This window comes from Actinoplanes sp. NPDC049265 (genome assembly GCF_043197135.1).
Classification (GTDB): domain Bacteria; phylum Actinomycetota; class Actinomycetes; order Mycobacteriales; family Micromonosporaceae; genus Actinoplanes.
The window spans coordinates 109,978-129,767 of record NZ_JBICSP010000017.1; the positions used below are offsets into that span (position 1 = coordinate 109,978).

At 70.8% G+C, this 19,790-nt stretch carries 19 protein-coding genes; 9 read left to right on the forward strand and 10 right to left on the reverse strand.

Going from position 1 to position 19,790, the window contains the following annotated elements; genetic code table 11:
* Nucleotides 1–121: 121 nt before the first annotated feature.
* The 7 genes from ACGFIO_RS32955 (at nt 122) to ACGFIO_RS32985 (ending at nt 5,546) form a co-directional block, all read left to right on the forward strand.
* Nucleotides 122–700 carry a nucleotidyltransferase gene (locus ACGFIO_RS32955; RefSeq protein WP_392832287.1) on the forward strand — a complete coding sequence of 193 codons (579 nt, stop codon included), beginning with the start codon at nt 122–124 and terminating at the stop codon, nt 698–700.
* Complete coding sequence (locus ACGFIO_RS32960; protein ID WP_392832290.1) at nt 697–942, forward strand: hypothetical protein; 246 nt, start codon at nt 697–699, stop codon at nt 940–942. The genes ACGFIO_RS32955 and ACGFIO_RS32960 overlap by 4 nt, the downstream gene beginning before the upstream one ends.
* Nucleotides 939–1,682 (forward strand): metallophosphoesterase, encoded by a 744-nt coding sequence (locus ACGFIO_RS32965; RefSeq protein ID WP_392832292.1) that lies wholly within the window; start codon nt 939–941, stop codon nt 1,680–1,682. Before ACGFIO_RS32960 ends, ACGFIO_RS32965 begins: the two co-directional genes overlap by 4 nt.
* A 36-nt stretch (nt 1,683–1,718) precedes the next feature.
* Nucleotides 1,719–1,862 (forward strand): GPGG-motif small membrane protein, encoded by a 144-nt coding sequence (locus tag ACGFIO_RS32970; RefSeq protein ID WP_014688232.1) that lies wholly within the window; start codon nt 1,719–1,721, stop codon nt 1,860–1,862.
* Nucleotides 1,863–2,069: 207 nt separating this feature from the next.
* Nucleotides 2,070–2,996 (forward strand): MHYT domain-containing protein, encoded by a 927-nt coding sequence (locus ACGFIO_RS32975; RefSeq protein WP_392832295.1) that lies wholly within the window; start codon nt 2,070–2,072, stop codon nt 2,994–2,996.
* 132 nt (nt 2,997–3,128) lie between these two features.
* The gene (locus ACGFIO_RS32980) at nt 3,129–3,848 is read left to right on the forward strand and encodes an HD domain-containing protein (protein WP_392832297.1); all 720 of its coding nucleotides are present in this window, start codon (nt 3,129–3,131) and stop codon (nt 3,846–3,848) included.
* A gap of 81 nt (nt 3,849–3,929) precedes the next feature.
* Nucleotides 3,930–5,546 (forward strand): glycoside hydrolase family 13 protein, encoded by a 1,617-nt coding sequence (locus ACGFIO_RS32985; RefSeq protein ID WP_392832300.1) that lies wholly within the window; start codon nt 3,930–3,932, stop codon nt 5,544–5,546.
* Here ACGFIO_RS32985 and ACGFIO_RS32990 read toward each other — a convergent pair.
* The 3 genes from ACGFIO_RS32990 to xylA form a co-directional block, all read right to left on the reverse strand.
* On the reverse strand, nt 5,454–6,932 hold the full coding sequence (locus ACGFIO_RS32990) for an MFS transporter (protein ID WP_392832302.1): 1,479 nt from the start codon (nt 6,930–6,932) through the stop codon (nt 5,454–5,456). The two genes, ACGFIO_RS32985 and ACGFIO_RS32990, sit on opposite strands and share 93 nt — an antisense overlap.
* A gap of 9 nt (nt 6,933–6,941) precedes the next feature.
* The gene (gene xylB, locus ACGFIO_RS32995) at nt 6,942–8,345 is read right to left on the reverse strand and encodes a xylulokinase (protein ID WP_392832305.1); all 1,404 of its coding nucleotides are present in this window, start codon (nt 8,343–8,345) and stop codon (nt 6,942–6,944) included.
* A 164-nt stretch (nt 8,346–8,509) separates the two neighbouring features.
* Nucleotides 8,510–9,694 (reverse strand): xylose isomerase, encoded by a 1,185-nt coding sequence (xylA, locus tag ACGFIO_RS33000; RefSeq protein WP_392832307.1) that lies wholly within the window; start codon nt 9,692–9,694, stop codon nt 8,510–8,512.
* 75 nt (nt 9,695–9,769) lie between these two features.
* Here xylA and ACGFIO_RS33005 point away from each other — a divergent pair, with 75 nt between their 5' ends.
* Nucleotides 9,770–10,903: an ROK family protein gene (locus ACGFIO_RS33005; RefSeq protein ID WP_392832310.1), complete on the forward strand. Its 1,134-nt coding sequence runs from the start codon at nt 9,770–9,772 to the stop codon at nt 10,901–10,903.
* Nucleotides 10,904–11,223: 320 nt separating this feature from the next.
* On the opposite strand, the gene ACGFIO_RS33010 is transcribed toward ACGFIO_RS33005, so the two are convergent.
* The gene (locus tag ACGFIO_RS33010) at nt 11,224–11,703 is read right to left on the reverse strand and encodes a MarR family winged helix-turn-helix transcriptional regulator (RefSeq protein WP_392832312.1); all 480 of its coding nucleotides are present in this window, start codon (nt 11,701–11,703) and stop codon (nt 11,224–11,226) included.
* Between the two features lie 56 nt (nt 11,704–11,759).
* Here ACGFIO_RS33010 and ACGFIO_RS33015 point away from each other — a divergent pair, with 56 nt between their 5' ends.
* Complete coding sequence (locus ACGFIO_RS33015) at nt 11,760–12,866, forward strand: PP2C family protein-serine/threonine phosphatase (protein ID WP_392832314.1); 1,107 nt, start codon at nt 11,760–11,762, stop codon at nt 12,864–12,866.
* A 151-nt stretch (nt 12,867–13,017) separates the two neighbouring features.
* On the opposite strand, the gene ACGFIO_RS33020 is transcribed toward ACGFIO_RS33015, so the two are convergent.
* From ACGFIO_RS33020 to ACGFIO_RS33045, 6 genes are all read right to left on the reverse strand, one after another.
* Nucleotides 13,018–14,724, reverse strand: coding sequence for a VWA domain-containing protein (locus ACGFIO_RS33020; RefSeq protein ID WP_392832316.1), 1,707 nt, complete (start codon nt 14,722–14,724; stop codon nt 13,018–13,020).
* A gap of 201 nt (nt 14,725–14,925) precedes the next feature.
* Nucleotides 14,926–15,957 (reverse strand): lactonase family protein, encoded by a 1,032-nt coding sequence (locus ACGFIO_RS33025; protein WP_392832318.1) that lies wholly within the window; start codon nt 15,955–15,957, stop codon nt 14,926–14,928.
* Entirely contained in the window at nt 15,954–16,538 is a 585-nt protein-coding gene (locus ACGFIO_RS33030) for an ATP/GTP-binding protein (protein WP_392832321.1), read from the reverse strand. Before ACGFIO_RS33030 ends, ACGFIO_RS33025 begins: the two co-directional genes overlap by 4 nt.
* Nucleotides 16,519–16,905: a DUF742 domain-containing protein gene (locus ACGFIO_RS33035; protein ID WP_392832324.1), complete on the reverse strand. Its 387-nt coding sequence runs from the start codon at nt 16,903–16,905 to the stop codon at nt 16,519–16,521. Before ACGFIO_RS33035 ends, ACGFIO_RS33030 begins: the two co-directional genes overlap by 20 nt.
* Nucleotides 16,906–16,907: 2 nt before the next feature.
* Entirely contained in the window at nt 16,908–17,315 is a 408-nt protein-coding gene (locus ACGFIO_RS33040) for a roadblock/LC7 domain-containing protein (protein WP_392832326.1), read from the reverse strand.
* Nucleotides 17,315–19,783, reverse strand: a complete 2,469-nt coding sequence (locus ACGFIO_RS33045) for a nitrate- and nitrite sensing domain-containing protein (protein WP_392832329.1) — start codon at nt 19,781–19,783, stop codon at nt 17,315–17,317. The genes ACGFIO_RS33040 and ACGFIO_RS33045 overlap by 1 nt, the downstream gene beginning before the upstream one ends.
* Nucleotides 19,784–19,790 lie beyond the last annotated feature (7 nt).

Genomic DNA, 19,790 nt, shown 5'->3' on the forward strand with positions numbered 1-19,790 from the left:
CGTTCCACCCGAGGCTCGGCTGGGTACGAGAATCAGACCGAGTGGTGTCTCACGGGTCGGCCAAGTGCGAGGCGCGGTCCAGGGGCACAGGTCACAAGACGATGACGATGAGGAGATGCCAATGCCGCACCGGGTGGACGAAGGGCTCGCCACCACGCTGAAACGGGTCGCGTCCGTGCTGAAACAGGCGGAGATCCCGTTCGCGCTGGGCGGGAGCTTCGCGGTGTACGCCCACGGCGGCCACTCCAGCGACCACGACGTCGACTTCCTCATCCGCGAGCAGGACAAGGAACGGGCGCTGGAGGAGCTGGCGGCGGTCGGCTTCGAGACCGAGCAGCCGCCGGAGGACTGGCTGGTCAAGGTGTACGAGGAGGGCCGGATGGTGGATCTGATCTACCGCCCGGTGGAGTCGCCGGTGACCGACGCCACGCTGGCCGACTCGGTGGTCCGCCCGGTCGAGGCGATCGCCATGCCGGTGATCTCGGCGACCCAGCTGATGGTGCACAAGCTGCTCAGCTACAGCCAGCACCACTGTGACTTCGCCACCGGGCTGCCGGTGGCGCGCTCGCTGCGGGAACAGATCGACTGGGAGCGGGTACGCAAGGAGACCGCCCAGTCGCCGTACGCGGAGGCCTTCCTCGTCCTGCTCGACCGGCTGGACGTGGTCGCCGCCAGTGCACACGGGGGTGGGAACCAATGACCGAGGACTATCTGGAGGCGGAGATCCAGCGGCTGCTGACCGAGGATCACCGGGTGGCCGAGCAGGGCATCACCGTGCGGCGCCGGGAGCAGTCGGTGGTGCTGGGCGGCGAGGTCGAGAGCGCCGAGCGGCGGGACGAGATCCGCCGGCGGGTCACCTCCCGCTTCCCCGACGTGGAGATCACCTGCGACATCGGTATCACCCGGACCACAGTGCCCGCCGACGTCGAGGAGATCTCATGATCCGGGTCGCCGCGGTGGGTGACGTGCACGTGGACGCCGACGTGGTCGGCCGGTACCGGCCCGCCCTGGACCGCCTGCCCGAGGTGGCCGACGTGCTGCTGGTGGCCGGCGACCTGACCCGGCACGGCACGGTCGACGAGGCCCGCAGTTTCGTGACCGAGTTCGGTGCTCTGTCCGTACCCGTGATCGCGGTCCTGGGAAATCACGACCACCAGAGCGATCGGGCCGAGGCGGTGGCGGCCGTGCTCACCGACGCCGGGATCACCGTGCTGGAGGGCGCGTCGACGGTGCTGGAGCTGAACGGGCACCGGCTCGGGGTGGCCGGGGTGAAGGGCTTCGGCGGCGGTTTCGGCGGGACCTGCGCCAGCAACTTCGGCGAACGCGAGATGAAGGACTTCGTCAAGGTCGGCGAGGACGCCGCGAACCGGCTGGAGGCGGCCCTGACCGGGGTGGAGTGCGACGCCCTGGTGGCGCTCACCCATTACGCCCCGGTGCCCGAGACGCTGGCCGGTGAGCCACCGGAGATCCACGCGTTCCTGGGCTCGTACCAGCTGGGCCGGGCCATCGACGCCGCCGGCACCGCGCTGGCCCTGCACGGGCACGCCCACCACGGCTCGGAGCGGGGCCGTACGCCCGGCGGGGTGCCCGTCCGCAACGTGGCGCACCCGGTCATCAAGCAGGCCTACAACGTCTACCAGCTGCTGTCCGATGAGATCGACGCGACACTTGTGCACGCATGAGGTTTCCAGTTTTTCCAGGTCGGGTATCAGCTGGACATGGACCTGTTGCTCTGGATTCTCGCAGTCATTCTCGTGGTCGCCGGCATCCTCGCGCTGTTCCGGCGGCAGATCCTCTGGGGTGTCGTGCTGATCATCGTCGGCCTGCTCGTGGGCCCCGGTGGCGTCAGCATCTTCACCTGATCCCTACCCCCTTCCCCTGACGGCTGGTTCCCGAACCGGGACTGCCGTATGGCCATCTCCTTCCCCCGAGGTGGCCATACGGTGGCCCCGGTTCCTGCTGTGCGGGGTCTTGTCACCCGCACACGATGTGCGATGGATCCGTACCGATAAGTGACTGAATACCTCGCGAACGATTCCGCCCGAATTCATTCGCGAGGTGCACCCACCGTGGCCGAGGTCCATCACTTCACGTACGGACCCTTCAACCCGATCGCCGCGTTCCTGCTGGCGTTCCTGGGTTCCTTCCTCGGCCTGCTGTGCACCGGGCGCGCCCGGTCCGCCCGCACCCGCAGCCGCCGCAACCGATGGCTGATGATCGCGGCGTTCTCGATCGGCGGCGCCGCCATCTGGCTCATGCACTTCACCGCCATGCTCGGCTTCGACGTGCCGGCCAGCCCGGTGCGCTTCGACATGGTGCTGACCATGGTCAGCCTGGCCCTGTGCGTGTTCACCGTCGGCGTCGGACTGCTGGTGGTCGGGCACGGGCGGCGCAGCTTCGGCAAGACCGTGGTGGCCGGCGTGCTCACCGGCGGCGGAGTGGTCGCCATGCACTACACCGGGATGGCCGGCATGCACGTCTCGGGCCGGCTGATCTTCGACAAGCCCCTCGTGGCCGCGTCGGCGATGATCGCGGTGGTGGCGGCGACGACCGCGCTGTGGTTCACCCAGTCGGTCAAGGGCTGGGTCCCGATCACCGGCGCGGCCGTGGTGATGGCGATCGCGGTGTGCGGCATGCACTACACGGCCATGGCGGCGATGAGCGTGGAGCTGGCGCCGGTCGGCGCCGAGGGGGTCAAGGGCATCCGGCCGCTGCTGATGATCGTGCCGATCACCGTCGTCACCGCGGCGACCATTCTGGCCATGGCCCTGAGCGCGCTGCAGGCGATGACCGAGGAGGTCTTCACCGACGGCGCCGGCATGCCCAAGCGCGGCGTGCACGCCGAGAACGCGTGGTCGCTCAAGCAGGCCTCGGCCATGCAGATGCGCCGCTCACGCCCCTCCCCCCGGCCCGTTCCCACCCGCCCATCGCCGCAGAAGACGCCGGAAACAGAGCTGGCCGGCTCCGCTTCGCTCCGCGGGCAATCGACCCCATGATGCCGTTGGATGACTCGCGATTTTTACGCCCGCAAACAGCGACGGGCGTAAAAATCGCGGGCCATCCCAACGACGGGCCGATTGCCACGAAGGGGTCCCGTGGCTCCATCAAGTCGGGTATATCTACTCGGCATGGCCGGAAGCCGATTGCTGATGTCGATGCCGTTGCATGCGATCACCGAGGTGTACGGCGAGGCCGGGCTGCGGGACCGGTTCCTGCTCGAGGTCGAGGGCTTCCCGCCGGCCGACCGGGAATGCCTGGTCGAGGCGCTGGAACTGGCGACCCGGCTGCACGCCGGGGACCGGCGGGTCCGGGAGCCGTACCTCAACCATCTGCTGCGGGTGGCGATCCGGATCATCCGCTACTACGGGATCCGGGACGTGGACGTGATCGCGGCGGCGCTGCTGCACGACGCGGTCGAGGACCATCCGGCCGAGTTGTCCGGGCTGGCCGCCGACCTCGGTCATGCGGCCCTGACCGAGGCGGCGGTGGCCGAGCTGGCGCGGCGGTTCAACCCGCGGGTGGCCGAGCTGGTCCGGTCGGTGACCAACCCGGAATACGACCCGGACCGTGACAAGAACGAGCAGTACCGGATGCACGTGGCCGAGAGCCTGGACCGCGATCCATGGGCGCGGGTGATCAAGGTGTCCGACTTCACCGACAACGGCGTGGGCGTGGTGCACACCACGGCGGACAAGGCGGTGCGATCGGCCCGCAAGTACCGGCCCCTCGTACCCAAGCTGCGTGAGCTCGTCGGACGGCCCGACACCCCACTCTCCCGGGCCGCGCGCGACCACATCCTGGACCAATTGGATCTGGCCGAGGAACGCTTCGCCGCCCTGCTTGATTAGCTCCACTTCGCTCCGCCGGGCGATCGGCCCCGCGATGCCGTTCGCCGGGACCTGGTCCCGTGAGCTGGATACGTTGGGAGCATGTCTCAGACGTCCCTGTGGTGGCACGACGCCGTCATCTACCAGGTTTATCCGCGCTCGTTCGCCGACTCCGACGGTGATGGCATGGGCGATCTGCCCGGCATCACGTCCCACCTCGCCGACCTGCGAGAACTCGGCGTGGACGCGGTCTGGCTGTCGCCGTTCTATCCGAGCCCGCAGCACGACGCCGGCTACGACGTGGCCGACTACCGGAACGTCGACCCTCGGTTCGGCACACTGGCCGACGCCGACCGGATGATCGCCGAGGCTCACGCGCTCGGGCTCAAGGTCGTCGTCGACCTGGTGCCCAACCACACCTCCAGCGACCACGTGTGGTTCCAGGCGGCGTTGGGCGCGGCGCCGGGCAGCCCGGAACGCGAACGCTACATCTTCCGCGACGGCAAGGGACCGGACGGCGAGCAGCCACCCAACGGCTGGCGCAGCACGTTCGGCGGGCCGGCCTGGACCCGGGTGCCCGACGGGCAGTGGTACCTGCACCTCTTCGACGTCACCCAGCCCGACCTGGACTGGGACAACGCCGAGGTACGCGCGGAATTCCTCGACATTCTGCGGTTCTGGCTCGACCGGGGCGTGCACGGCTTCCGCGTCGACGTGGCCCACGGGCTGGTCAAGGACCGCGACCTGGCCGACTGGGACTACCCCGACCAGGGGCCGTGGGTGGTGCCGCCGGAGGACAACCGGCCGCCGATGTGGGACCAGGAAGGCGTGCACGACATCTACCGGGCCTGGCGGGAGGTGCTGGACTCGTACGGACCGGACCGGATGCTGGTGGCCGAGGCCTGGGTGCAGCCGGTCGAACGGATCACCCGGTACGTCCGCCCGGACGAGATGCACCAGGCCTTCAACTTCCCGTACCTGTTCGCCCACTGGACCGCGGCCGACCAGCGGGCGGTGATCGAGCAGTCGCTGGCCACCAACGCCACCGTCGGCGCGATCACCACCTGGGTGCTCTCCAACCACGACGTGCTGCGGCACACCACCCGGCTGGGCTACCGGGAACCGCTGAAGCAGCTCAGCGGCATCGGCCCCGGCGACCCGCAGCCGGACGCCGCCCTCGGCCTGCGCCGGGCCCGCGCGGCCACCCTGCTGATGCTGGCGCTGCCCGGGTCGGCCTACCTCTACCAGGGCGAGGAACTGGGCCTGCCCGACCACACCGAGATCCCGGACGAGCTGCGGCAGGACCCGACGTGGGAACGCTCGGGCCACACCGAACGCGGCCGGGACGGCTGCCGGGTCCCGATCCCGTGGGAGGCCGACGCCCCCTCGTACGGGTTCGGGCCGTCGGACCACAGCTGGCTCCCGCAGCCGGCGTCCTGGGCCGAGTACGCCCGGGACCGGCAGGCCGGCGTACCCGGATCGACCCTGGAGCTCTACCGCGACGCCCTGCGCCTGCGCCGCTCGCATTCACTCGGCACCGGCACGTTGACCTGGGACTCCACCGGGTTCGCGTTCCGCAACGGCGACGTACGGGTGCTGACCAACTTCGACGGCGAACCGGTCGCGCTACCGGTCGGCGCGGGTGTCCTGCTGAGCAGCGAGCCCCTCGACGGCGACGGGCGGGTCCCCACTGACGTCACCGTCTGGTTCACCGTCTGAACTCAGGGCGGACGCGCGCGCGGCCAGCAGGGTCTCGTGCGTGTCCGCCATGTCCTTGGCCACAGTGCGGCTGGCCAGCCAATACATGACCCCGGTGGGGATGAAGAAGAACTGGAACGCGGCCAGCCCGACGGCGTAGTTCAGCGGTGGCGGGAAGGCGCCGGAGAGGCCGCGGAAGGCGACACCGACCAGCGCGTTGCCGCCGGCCCGGCCGAAACCGTTGACCAGGTTGCCCAGGCTGTAGACGGTGCCGCGGTGCTCGGGCGGGTTCACGTCGCCGATCATGGCGAACCAGTTGGGCGAGTTGGCCGAGGTCAGGGCCAGGGCGAAGATCGCGGTGGCGAGACAGGCGGCCACCGTGGGCTCGGTGAAGACGTTCCTCAGCACGGCCGGGATGATCTCGGCCGAGCCGGCGTTGTCGGGCACCTTGATCTTCATGGGTACGAAGAACAGCACCACGTAGAACGGCACGGCGGCGAGCACACCCACCGCCGACACCAGCGCCCGCCCCCGCGGGGTACGCCGCTGCAACCGGTCGCCGGCCAGCCCGCCCAGGATGGACAACGCCCCGCCGGCCTGGAAGATCGTCGCGAAGATGCTGCCGATCAGCACAGCCGTGCTGAGCGAGTAGCCCTGATGTTCGGCCCGGGCCCGGAACAGCACCGGCAGCCAGACCAGCGACCCGAACGCCACCTGGGCCGAGAACCCCTGCAGGATCAACCACACGTTGGTCCGCCGGCGCAGGATCACCGGCAGATGGTCGTGGTGGATCCGCTCGTCGTAGTCGATGCCGGCCAGCTCGGGCTGGCTCTCACCGCGCGGCACGTTGTAGGTGAACAGGTAGGCCAGGCCGGCGATCACCCCGGCGGCCGCGGTGACCAGGAACGGCCGCCGCCAGTCGTCGTGCCCGAGCAGCCCGCCGACCATCGTCCCGGCGATCGTGCCGACGCCCTGCGACAGGCCCCAGAAGCTCATCACCAGGCCGCGGCGCCGGGGCGAGATGAGGTCGCTGACCACGGCGAAGCTCACCGAGGCGACCGCGCCCAGCCCGAACGCGGCCAGCACCTGCGAGCCCAGGAACGACAGGTAGCCGCCGGACAGCCCCGACCAGACGGTGCCGGCGACCCAGAGGACGGTGCCGATGAGCAGCACCGGCTTGCGGTCGGTGCGGTCCCCGGCGTACGCGAAACCGATCGCCGCCACCGCGCTGACCAGGAACATCACCGTGGTGGCGAGCGCGATGTAGCCCTCGCCGACCCCGAAGTCGGCGCCGATGAAGCCGTAGAGCGGCGGAACCAGCCCGATGGCCACGTTGTCGAGCGACGCGAGGATGACAAAGACGATCACGCTGTACGCGCGGTGCGCGGTGCCGCCTCGCCAAGTCACGGGAAGAGGTTAACCGTCTCTCCGGTCGATCACCGCGTCCCGGGCGGCCGCATACTGCTCGCGGATCAGCGGGACGCTCGTGTCTTCGTACACCTCGGGGGTCTCGGCCGACCACGAAGGCGGAGTCGCCCCACCCGCGACGACCCACGCGGCCTGGCGGGCGGCACCGTCGGCGACGTACTCACCGGGCGGCGGCACCAGCACCGGCAGACCGAACAGGGCCGGGGCGATCCGGCGGACCGCGTCACTGCGCGCACCGCCGCCGACCAGCACGATCCGGTTGGCCGTGGAGCCGTTGCGCTCGAGCGCGTCGAGGCCGTCGGCGAGCGCGCAGAGCATGCCCTCGACGGCGGCCCGGGCCAGGTGCGCCGGATCGGAGGTACGCAGGGTGAGCCCGTGGATCGCGCCGGTGGCCAGCGGCCGGTTGGGCGTGCGCTCGCCCTCCAGGTAGGGGATCAGGACCAGCCCGTCGGCGCCGGCCGGTGCGGACAGCGCCAGGCGGGACAGCTCGTCGTGGCCGACACCGAGCAGCTTGGCCGCGGCGTCCAGCACCCGGGCGGCGTTGAGGGTGACGACGATCGGCAGGAAGCGCCCGGTGCAGTCGGCGAACCCGGCGACCGTACCGCTCGGGTCGTCCGGGGCGACGTCGCTGGAGACGAAGACGGTGCCGGACGTGCCTATCGAGATGACCACGTCGCCGGGCTGGGCGCCGGCCCCAAGACCGGCGGCCGCGTTGTCGCCGGCACCCGGGCCGAGCGGGGCGCCGTTGGGCAGGTGCCCGGCGATGCCGGTCGGGCCGAGCACCTCCGGGGTCCTGATCTGGCGCCCGAAGCCCAGCTCGAGCAGGTCGGGCCGGTACGCGTTGTGCTTGGCCGACCAGTACATGGTGCCGCTGGCGTCACTGCGGTCGGTGCGCAGCGTGTCCAGCCCCCGCGCGCCGCTGAGCTTCCAGGTCAGCCAGTCGTGCGGCAAGCAGACGGCTGCTGTCCGGCCGGCGGCCTCCGGCTCGTTCCGGGCCAGCCAGCGCAGCTTGGTCAGGGTGAAGCTGGCCACCGGCACGATGCCGACGGCTTCCACCCACCTCTCCGGGCCGCCCAGCTCGGCGGTCAGGTCGGCGGCCGCGCCGGCGCTGCGGGTGTCGTTCCACAGCAGCGCCGGGCGGACCACGTCGCCGTTCTCGTCCAGCACCACCATGCCGTGCTGCTGCCCGGCGACCGAGGCGGCGGCGACGTCGTCGAGCCCGCCGGCCTCGTCGATGGCCTGCTGCAGCGCGGCCCACCAGGCGTCCGGATGCACCTCGGTGCCGTCCGGGTGACTCGCGCGCCCCTGCCGGACCAGCTTCCCGGTCTCAGCGTCACGAATCACGACCTTGCACGACTGGGTGGAACTGTCGATCCCGGCGACCAGCGTCATAACTTGATCCTTCCAGGTCAGATGCGCCCGCGCTGCGGCCGTCGTTGTCGGGGGTGCCGGTTTTTGGACGAGGCGCTCTTTCCCGGCCGAAAACCGGTACCCCCGACAACGGCATCAAGGGCCGCAGCGCCCGCCGAGTGGAGCGAGGCCATCAAACTCAGCCATCAAGCTCTGACTACGTGGTCGATGGCCAGCTGGTGGAGCTTGACGAATCCGTAGCCCTGGGCGCCGGCCTTGTCCGCGTCGAAGTCCTCCCACGCGCTGCGGTCGTTCAGCAGGTCGGTGTAGGTCTCGCCCTCGTTCAGGGTGGGCTGGGAGAGCTCCTTGACCTTGCTGTACGCCAGGGCCTCCTGCACCGCCGGGTCGGCCCGGAACGCGGCCGCCCGCTCCTTGAGCAGCAGGTACATCCGCATGTTGGCGGCGGCCGAGTCCCACACGCCGTCGAAGTCCTCGGTGCGGGACGGCTTGTAGTCGAAGTGGCGCGGGCCGTCGTAGCCCGGACCGCCGCCCCAGCTGCCGTGCTCCAGCAGGTCGACCAGGGCGAACGCGTTCAGCAGGTCACCGTGGCCGAAGACCAGGTCCTGGTCGAACTTGGGCCCGTGCTGGCCATTGAGGTCGATGTGGAAGAGCTTGCCGTGCCACAGCGCCTGAGCGATGGCGTGCGCGTAGTTGAGGTTGGACATCTGCTCGTGCCCGACCTCGGGGTTGATGCCGAACAGCTCGGGCCGCTCCAGCTCCTGGGTGAAGGCGATGGCGTGGCCGGCGGTGGGCAGCAGGATGTCGCCGCGGGGCTCGTTCGGCTTGGGCTCGATGGCGAACCGGAGGCCGTAGTTCTTGTCCTCGGAGTACTGCGCGATCAGGTTCAGGCCCTCGCGGTAGCGGTCGAGGGCGGCGTAGATGTCCTTGGCCACGTCGTATTCCGAGCCCTCGCGGCCGCCCCACAGCACGAAGGTCTTGGCGCCCAGCTCGGCGGCCAGATCGACCTGACGCAGGATCTTGCGCAGCGCGTACCGCCGGACCGAGCGGTCGTTGCTGGTGAAGGCGCCGTCCTTGAACAGCGGGTGCTCGAAGGTGTTGGTCGTCACCATCGGGACGATGATGCCGGTCTCCTCCAGGGCCTTCTTGAAGCCGGCGATGATGCCATCCCGGGTCGCCGTGTCCGAGCCGAACGGGACCAGGTCGTCGTCGTGGAACGTGATGCCGTACGCGCCGAGCTCGGCCAGCTTGTGTACCGCCTCGATCGGGTCGAGCGCCGGGCGCGACGCCGAACCGAAAGCGTCGCGGGCCTGCCACCCGATGGTCCACAGGCCGAATGAGAACTTGTCCTCGCGGGTGGGCTGGGGTGCCACGGTTAACCTCCGGGAAACAGGGCTGATTTGTTCAATGGTTGAATTATTTGGCGGTGGTGTGGCAATGTCAAGGGTGTGACCGCTCGCATCCAGGCCGCCTCGACGGCCCCCGTGCGGCAGTCCAGCGTCCGCGCCCATAATCTCGCGCTTGCCCTCCAGACGGTCGCGACCAGCGAAAATCCGATCTCCCGAGCCTTCGTCGCGGCGGCCACCGGGCTCACCCGGGCCACCGTCTCGGCCCTGGTCGACGACCTCATCTCGGGCGGCCTGCTCGTCGAGGGCGACCCCGTCACCCGCACCGGCGCCGGGCGACCCGCCGCCGGCCTCACACTCGCCCCCGACGGCGCCTTCGGGCTCGGCCTCGAGATCAACGTCGACTACCTGGCCGCCTGCGTGGTCGACCTGACCGGCGCCGTCCGGTTCCGGGTCGTCTCACCCAGCGACCCACGACAACTCGGCTCCTGGGCGACGACGCTGGCCCGGCTCACCCGGGGCATCCCCTCGGTGGCCGGCGCCGCTCTGGCCGTACCCGGCCTCGTCTCAGCCGACGGCATCGTGCGTGTCGCGCCCAACCTGGGCTGGCAGGACGTGGACGCCGCGTCCATCCTGGGCGAGACACTGGGGATGCCGGTGGCCGTGGACAACGAGGCCAACCTGGCCGCGCTGAGCGAACTACGGGCGGCCGGAGGGCGGCCCACCTTCGCCTACATTTCCGGCGAAATCGGCATCGGCGCCGGGTTGGTGCTGGAGGGCGCGCTCTACCGAGGGGTACGCGGGTGGAGCGGCGAAATCGGCCACCTGCCGGTGCATCCCGACGGGCGGGCCTGCCGCTGCGGGGCGCGGGGCTGCCTGGAGCAGTACGCCGGCCAGGAGGCGATCCTGCGCACAGCCGGCGTGACCACCCTGGCCGACCTGCCCGACCGGGCCGACCTGAGCGAGGCGGGCACCGCCCTGGGCATCGCCCTGGCCGGCGTGGTCAACCTGCTCGACCTGGACACGATCGTGCTCGGGGGCATTTACGGGCCGCTGCTGCCACGGCTGCGGCCCGGGATCGAGCAGGAGTTGCGTCGCCGGGTGCTGACCGCGTCGCTGGCGCCGATCGCGTTGCGAGCGTCGGTGCTGGGCGCGGATGCGGCGATGCGCGGGGCGGCGGAGTCGGTGATTCGGGCGATCCTCGAGGATCCGGCTTCGTTTCTGGGCGGGCGTTGATCGCCTGGGTGAACGAAACTGTTTCGTTTCGCCTCGGCGCTCCGTGGCCTGCCGCCGGGTGAACGAAACTGTTTCGTTTCGCGCAGGCTCGGCGTCGGGCTGCCGGGTGAACGAAACTGTTTCGTTCGCACAGGCTCGACGTCGGGCTGCCAGCTGAACGAAACTGTTTCGTTCGCACAGGCTCGACGTCGGGCTGCCAGCTGAACGAAACTGTTTCGTTCGCACAGGCTCGACGTCGGGCTGCCGGGTGAACGAAACAGTTTCGTTCGCACAGTGCTCAGCCAGTGCGGCAACCCGGACGGCCGCGGGCGAACAGAAGGTCAGGCAGTGCGCTGGGATGCGACGCCGGGGCTCTCGGCGGCGGCCACGGCGAACTCGGTCAGCCCGCGGACCAGGGCCGCACGACCGGCCGGGGACATCCGGTCGAGCACAGTGCCCAGCATGGCCAGCCGGGCCGCGCGCAGCTCGTCCAGCAGCTGGCGCGAATACGGAGTCAGATACAGCGCGATCTCGCGACGGTCGGCTCGCCCGGGCACCCGCTCGACCAGGCCGGCCGCGACCAGCCGGTCGCACAGGCGGCTGGCCGAGGACAGGATCATGCGTAGCCGACCGGCCAGCGTACGCAGATTGATGCCCTCGTCCTTCTCGACCACGATCAGGGCGCTCAGCTGCGCGGCGGACAATCGAGGCGTGCTCTGCTCGCGGGCCGCCTCCCAGGTGGCCAGCAACGCTTGCGCGGCGTCGTCCAGTGCCGCGGCGCGTATCGGGTCCGGTCCGACCGGCCCATGGTGTTCGCCCATGGTCCCTCGGAGACTACCCGTACGGTGCACACAGTCGAAGGGGGCAACGAGTGTCCATGCGAAGTGTGTCCGTGCGACGGGCCCTGACCGACGCTCCGGCCGACCGCGTGGTGGAGGCCATGCGCGACGCGATGCGGGCCGCGTACGGGATCGAGGATATTGATCTGCTGCTCATCGATTATCGGCTGGCCGTGCTGCTGCCGCTGACCGAGGGGGCCGGCGTGACCCGGCCGGGCGACCCGGCGTGGCGGTGCTTCGATCATCAGAGCGAGGTGTTCGCCGACACCGTCCTCTATCTACCGGTGACGGTGCGCGGCGAGCGGATCGGTGTGCTGCGCTGCCGGCCCGCCCCGGCCGCGGCCGAGGACCGCGCCGAGCTGGGCGAGTTGGCAACCGCGCTGGGACACGAATTGCAGTCGGCCGCGGTGGGGACGGACCGCTACACGATGGCGGCGCGGACCCGGCGGCTGACGCTGGCGGCCGAGATGCAGTGGGAGCTGCTGCCGGGGCGCAGCCGCATCCGACCCTCGTTCGGGCTGGCGGGGCAGCTGGAGCCGTCGTACGCGGTGCACGGCGACAGCTTCGACTGGGCCGAGGACGACGGCCGGTTGTCGCTGAGCGTGCTCAACGGCATGGGCGAGGGGATGACCGCCGCGCTGCTGACGTCGCTGGCCACCTACGCACTGCGGAACGCCCGCCGGGCCGGTCTGGCGCTGGCCGATCAGGCGGCGCTGGCCGATCAGGCGGTCTTCGCCCAGCACGCCGGCGAGTGGCATGTGTCGGCTCTGCTGCTGGAACTGGACCTGGGCACCGGCGAGCTGACGGCGGTGGACGCCGGCTCGCCGCGCATGATTCTGCTGCGCGACGGTGTGGCTCGCGCTCACCCGTTCGACCAGCAGTTTCCGCTCGGCATGTTCGAGAGCACCGACTACCACCCGGAGAAGCTTCAGCTGCGCCGAGGCGACCGCCTGGTGATTCTGAGCGACGGCGTGACGGGGGCCGCTTCCTACGGCGACGCGCCGCTGCAGCGTTTCCTGCGCCGAATCGGGCCGATGGCGCCGCTCGAGGCGGTCCGGTCGCTCATCGGCGACCTGCGGACCCACCTCGGCGACGCCGACCTCCAGGACGACGCCGTGGTGGTCGTCCTGGATTTCGACGGATAACCGCCACGGCACTCCGTCCCGCGATCGGCCCGTCGTTGAGACGGCCCCGGTTTTCTTACACCCGCAAAAAGCGACGGGTGACAGAAAACCGGGGCCGTCTCAATGGCATCAGGGGGCCGATCGCCCGCGGAGCGGAGCGACGCCGTCCAACTCAGCCATTGGCTCCGTTGCGGCTGGAGATGGCCTCCAGGAAGATGTCGCTGATCTTGGCCGGGTCGGGGGCGATGAAGACGCCGCCGGCGCTGGTGGCGTTGGTGATCGTCTCCAGTTCCTTGCGGTTGACCTCGGTGCCGATGCCGATGATGACCATGCGAACCGGACGCTTCGGGTCGTTGGCCTTCTTCAGCGCGTCGACCAACTGCGGCAGCTTGAGGCCGTCGGGGTTGTCGTTCTCGCCGTCGGTGAACAGCAGCACCGAGTTGATCCGGCCGTCCTGCCAGTCGTCCTGGACTTCCTTGTACGCGGCCAGCGCCGTGTCGTAGAGGCCGGTGTCGCCACCGTCCTTGGGCACGATCTGCTGGGTCGCCCCGAGGAGTTCCTGGCGTGCCGCGGTGAGCGGGCTGATCGGCACGACCTCGCGGTACGGTCGTTTGCCGTCCATCTCGGTCGAGAACACCCACACGCCGACGGCCCACTTGTCGTCGAACAGGGACAGACCCTGCTGCGCGGCCCGCTGGGTGACCACGGCGCGGGTGAGCCCGCCGGCGGTCGGTACCGGCTTTTTCATCGAACCGGAGACATCGAAGACGGCGAGGGCCCGGCCGGGCAGCGTGATCGCGGCCCAGCTGCCGAGCGCCTGGCTGATCACGCCGGCGTCGATGCCCGCGGCGGCCGCGCCGCCCTGCGACGGGTCGGCCGGCGGTGCGGCCGACTTGCTGGCCGCCGGGGCTCCGACGGGGGTGTTGAAGCCGTCGCCGATGGTGCCGTCGGGGGCCCGCAGCCCGTTCTTGGCCAGCAGGTTCTTGAAGGTCGCGGTGGCCAGCTGCTTGCGTAGCCCGGTGGCGGCGGCCTGCCGTTCGAGGCTGACCTCGGGCATGATCGCGTACGGGTAGTCGAGCCCGGGCGGCGACGGTTCGAGGTAGAGCGCGGCCAGCTGGACGGCCGGCTGCTCGGCGTTGTACGCGACGACGTCTTCCTCGGAGAGCGGCGCGGCACCGAGCGAGCTGGCCAGGTCGGCCGTGCTGTTGGAGCGCGGGAACTTCTGCAGCAGGTCGTCGCGGAGCGCGGAGCTGCCCAGGGCCAGCGCGCGCAGCCCGGCCACCTTGGCCTGCAGACCCTTGGCGTCGGTGCCGGCCGACGCGCCCAGCGCGAGCAGCCCGGCCAGCCCGGCGGCGTCCCGGTTGGGGTCGACCAGGCCGGTGTTGATCCGGCCGTCGGCCTTCTGCATCTGGGCGAGCAGGTCCTTCCAGCCCAGCTTGCGGTTGGGCCAGCCGATCCGCTCGGCCACCGGCGTCGGCATGGCGACCACGATGGGGCTCTGCGCGATGGGGGTGCCGTCGGACGGCGTGAAGCCCGACGCCTCCTTCTTGAGGCGGAGGAGCCAGGTACGCGAGTCGGAGATCCAGACGTCGGGCACGTTGACCGACTGCGGGGCGTTGCCAAGCCCGTTGATGGTGACGCCGTGCTCACGGGCGACGGCGGCGGCCATGGTCGCCGGGTTGACCCCGGTAACGCTGACGGCGACGCACGTCCCGTTGACGTTGGCGCCGGTGGTCATCCACTGCTGCGCGGTCGCCTCGATCGCCGGGGCGATCTCGGGCGCGGCGGCGACGGTCAGCGGGATCTGACCGGTGCAGCCCTTGTCGGTGAGCTGCTGGTAACCGAAGTAGGACCCGGTGAGGACGACGATGATCGCCATCGCGGCTCCGATGACTCCGGCGCCCCTGAGGTTGAAATTTCGTCGATGGCGGCCTGACACGCGCTCCATACTGCGCATTGGAGAGACCGAATGCCATACGCGTTCGGACGAAAGTTACTCACATCGAAAATTAGCGTCACGATTTCAACTCAATGTGATCAGCCCGTGGCAACCCGTGCATGAAGTGGCTGGTCGGGGGCCTCAGGCCGGAAGCCAGCGGAGGACACAGGTCGGGCTCGGCTGGCCTACCGGCGCCCCCTGGGCACTGGGCAACCCGGTGGCCGGGTCGATCCGGAAAATCGTGACCGCGTGCGAACGTTCGTTGGCTACGTAGAGGTGGTCGCCGATCACCGAGAGGTGCCGGGGCCAGGCGCCACCCGTGGGCACCTCGCCGGCCGGGGTGGCCCGCGCGCCGTCCCAGGCGAAGACCGAAACGGTGTCCGGCCCGCGGACACCGACGTAGACGTAACGGCCGTCCGGCCCAACGGTGATCTCCGAGGGGTACGCCACGCCGGCCGCCGTGCTGGCCGGGGCGGCGCCGCCGGTCACCCAGCCGTCCGGGCCCGGCCGGTGCCAGGACAGCTCGGCCGACAGCTCGCCGGCGACCAGGACGGCGCCGTCCGGCGTACGCGACAGATGCCGTGGACCCTGACCCGGCGCCGCGACGATGGCCGGGGCGAGATCGAGCAGGCGGCCACCGATCGGGTCCAGCCGCGCGCGCCACACCCGGTCCGACCCGAGATCGGAGATCAGCACATGCCCGGCGGCGTCCGGCAGCACCATGTGCGCGTGCGGGCCGGTCTGGCGGTCGGGGTCGGGACCGTTACCCCGCAGGGCGACGAGATCGGTACGCTCCCCCGGCCGTCCGGCCGCGTCCAGCGGATGCACCGAGACGCTGCCGCTGCTGTAGTTGGCCGCCAGCAGATGCCGGCCGTCCGGGGTGACCGCCACGTGACAGGGGTGCGCGCCACCGGTGCCGGCCCCACCGGCGGGGGTGAGCGAGCCGTCCGGGCCGACCGCGAACGCCGAGACCGTGCCCTCGTCCAGCTCGTTCGCCGCGTACAGCACCGGAAGCACCGGATGGCGGGTGAGGAACGACGGCGACGGCGTACGCGCGGCCACGCCCCGCGGCGACAGCTCACCGGTGGCCGGGTCGCGGCCGAGCAGCGCGATGCCCTCGCCCCGGCCGCCGCTCTCGCCGGTGTAGCTGCCGACGAACAGGAACTCGGTCATCGGCTGGCCCCGGTCAGCTGGCGCCGGGCGACGTACTCGACCAGCTCGATCAGCACGTTGCGGGCCGACGTGGCGTCCCGCGCGTCGCACAGCACCACCGGGACGTCCGGGTCCAGGTCGAGGGCGCCGGCCACCGCCTCGATGGTGAACTTCCGGTTGTCGTCGAAGCAGTTCACGCCGACCACGAACGGCGTACCCCGCTGCTCGAAGTAGTCGATCGAGGGGAAGCAGTCGGCCAGCCGGCGGGTGTCGGCCAGCACCACCGCGCCCAGCGCGCCCTGCGACAACTCGTCCCACAGGAACCAGAAGCGGTCCTGTCCGGGCGTGCCGAACAGATAGAGCAGCAGGTCGTCGGTGATCGTGATGCGACCGAAGTCCATCGTCACGGTCGTGGTGGTCTTGCCCTCGACCAGCGCGGTGTCGTCCGGATGGTCGCCGCCGGAGAGCACCTCCTCGGTCTGTAACGGCCGGATCTCACTGACCGACGACACCAGGGTCGTCTTGCCCACGCCGAAGCCACCGGCGATCAGGATCTTGAGCGCGACCGGGACACGAGAGCCGTCAGAGCGCTCGGAGACCATGGGCAACCGCCTTGAGAACGTCGACGTCGGGCGGCTGGTCGGCCGCCGCGGGCTGGGACAGGGAGATCAGACCCGCCGAGCGTAGATCACCCAGCAGGACGCGCACGACACCGATCGACAGGTCGAGGCGAGCGGCCAGCTCGACCACCGTCACCCGCTCCCAGCACGCCGACATGATCGCGTGGTGCTCGGGCTGCAGGATCACGCCCGGTGTTCCCTCGGCCGTGCCGGTCGCCTGGACGAACGCCACCAGGTCGTAATCGGTCGCGGACGGCGCCACGCGGCCCTGGGTGACCGCGTACGGGCGCACCACCGGGCCGGCCTCGTGGTCGAGCCAGTCGTGCGGGGCGCGCAGGGGATCGGGCATCGTCACCCGTCCAGCGGCGATCGGGTCGGTGCCTGCATGAACTCGCCGACCCGGGTGACCAGCATGGCCATCTCGTAGGCGAGCACGCCGAGATCAGAGTCGCTCCCGGCCAGCACGGCCAGGCAGGCACCCTGCCCCGCGGCCGTGACGACCAGGAAGGCGCTGTCCATCTCGACCACTGTCTGGCGGACCGGCCCGGCCCGGAAGTGCCGGCTCGCGCCCTTGGCCAGGCTCTGGAACCCGGCCGCCATCGCCGAGAGGTGCTCGGCCGCGTCCCGGGCCATCCCGGTCGACGAGCCCATCATGAGCCCGTCCGCGGACAGCACCACAGCCTGTTGTGCCGGCGGCACGCGCTCGAGGAGCTCGTCCAGGAGCCAGGTGAGGTTCGCGGTCTGCTTTGCTTGTGCCACTATGCGTCCTTCTCGTCACGTACCACCGGGAGATTGACGGTAGCCGCTTCTTCCAAGGCGTTGTCGAGGGCGGGTGGGCGGGACTCCGGATCGGCGCCGGTGGCAGCCTGGCGGCCTTGCGTGGACCCGCGCTGCAGGGCGGACATCATGCTGCGGATCTCCTCCGGCGTCCGGGTCGTCCCGGTGCCGGCGTCGTCGTCCTCGGGCGCGGCCTCACGCAACTGCGGCGCGAGGCTGGCCTGGCGGACCCGCTTGGGCAACCCCTCCTTCGTGGTCTCGCCGGGCGGCGTGGCCGGTTTGGACCGCCGGCGTTGTACCAGTCCCTCGGGCGAGAGGCCGTCGGCGACCGAACTGCTGGCGAATGCCGGTCCGGCGGCCGAGATCGGTTCGGAGGCGCTGCGCTGTCGGGGAATCAGCGGGGTGGCCGGCTCCTGCACCGGAACCGGCTGGGTGGCGTCGGCGTCCTGCCACTGCAGGGCGGCCGCCGGGTGCTCCCAGCCGGTCTCGCCGGCCGTCGGCACCGGCGGGAGGTCGCCCGCCGCCGGCGGCGGGAGCAGGCCGGGCGGGATGGGCTCGGCGGTGATCAGCTCGCCCGGGACGAGTACGACGGCGGTGATGCCCGAGTACGCCGACGGGCGCAGCGACACCTTGATGCCGTGCCGGTGGGCCAGCCGCGCGACCACGAACAGACCCAGCCGGGCGCTGTCCGACGGGTCGAAGTCGGGCGGCTCGACCATCTTGCGGTTGGCCTCGTCCAGTGACTCCTGCGACATGCCCAGGCCGCGGTCCTCGATCTCCAGGGCGTACCCGTTGGGCAGCAGGTTGCCGGTGACCTGGACCCGGGTCTGCGGCGGCGAGAACGACGCGGCGTTCTCCAGCAGCTCGGCCAGCAGGTGGATGACGTCGCCGACGGCCCGCCCGACCACCGCCGAGCCGGCCACCGTGGTGATGTCGACCCGCTTGTAGTCCTCGACCTCGCTGATCGCGCCGCGGATGACGTCGATCACCGGCACCGGCTGCCGCCAGCCCCGCCCGGGCACCGCGCCGGTCAGGATGACCAGGTCTTCGGCGTGCCGGCGCATCCGGGTGGCCAGGTGGTCGACGCGGTACAGGTCCTCGAGCTCGTCCGGCTCGGTCTCCCGCCGCTCCATCTTGTCGAGCATCGCGAGCTGGCGGTGCAGCAGCGTCTGGCTGCGGCGGGCGATGTTGAGGAAGACCTCGTTCAGGCCCTTGCGTACGGCCGCCTCGTCCACCGCCGACTGCACGGCCGTCGTCTGCACCTCGTTGAACGCGCGCCCGAGCTGGCCGATCTCGTCCCGGCCGAACTCCAGCGGCGGGGTCTCGATGCCGACGTCGACCTGCTCGCCGCGCTGCAGCCGGCGGACCACCGAGGGCAGCCGCTCACCCGCCAGTTCCAGGGCCTCCTTGCGCAGCCGGCCCAGCCGCCCGACGATCGACCGGCCGACCCGGATCGACACGATGATGGAGATGACCAGCGCGCCCAGGCCGAGCAGCCCGGCGACGCCCAGCCGGACCAGGACCCGGACGGCCACCGGGGTGGAGCGCTCGGTCAGCGCCTGGGTGGCGTTGATCTCGAAGGCGCGCAGCTGCTGCGAGCCGGCCTCGTAGACCGGCTTCCAGAGGTCGTCGGCGACCGGTGGCGCGCCGTCGGCCCGGGACCGGCTGAGCAGTTCGTCCTGCAGCTGGTCGAGCTGCTTCCAGGACTGCGAGAGGGTGAGCCGCTGGAAGGTGGCGCGGTCGGCCGACGGGAGGTCGGCGACGCCCTCGGCCAGCAGGAAGCGCGAGGTGACGATGGCCTCGACCAGGTCGTCCCGGACGACGCCCTCGAACCGGCCCTTGGCGTTGCCGGCGGCGATCAGGGCGTCGGCCCGGCTCAGGTATTCCTGGCCGCGGCCGACGGTGGTCAGCGCCCGGATCTGCCGGTCGACGGTGTCGTCGCCGAACGACGCCGTGGCCGAGAACATCAGGAAGCCGGCGTCGACGATCCCGTTGTAGAGGTTCTCGGCGCCGATCACGTCGACCTCGTGGTTGTCGATGTGGGCGCGGTTGGCGCGCAGGCCGTCGAGGTCGGTGAAAACCTGATCGATCCGGGTACGCAGGGTGTCGCTGTCGGCGTCCCGGGCGTCGTCGCTGTCGGCCGAACGCCGGAAGTCGGCCGCCGCCCGGTCGGTGGCCGCGCGCTGGGCCGTGAGCTCGGGCGTGACCTGGTTGCCGGTGACGGGGCCGGACAGCTGGATCACCGACAGCCGCCGCTCTTTCTGGAGCTCGCCGACCAGCACCTCGCCCGGGCGGCCGACGGTGTCCAGCAGCGTCTGCGCCGACAGCAGGTTGAACGCCGGTCCGACGGTGAGCACCGTCGCGAAGACCCACAGCGCGAGCAGCGCCGTGAGCGGCACCACCACCAGCGCGATGATCTTCGAGCGGATCGACCAGTACCGGCTTTTCATCTAGCTC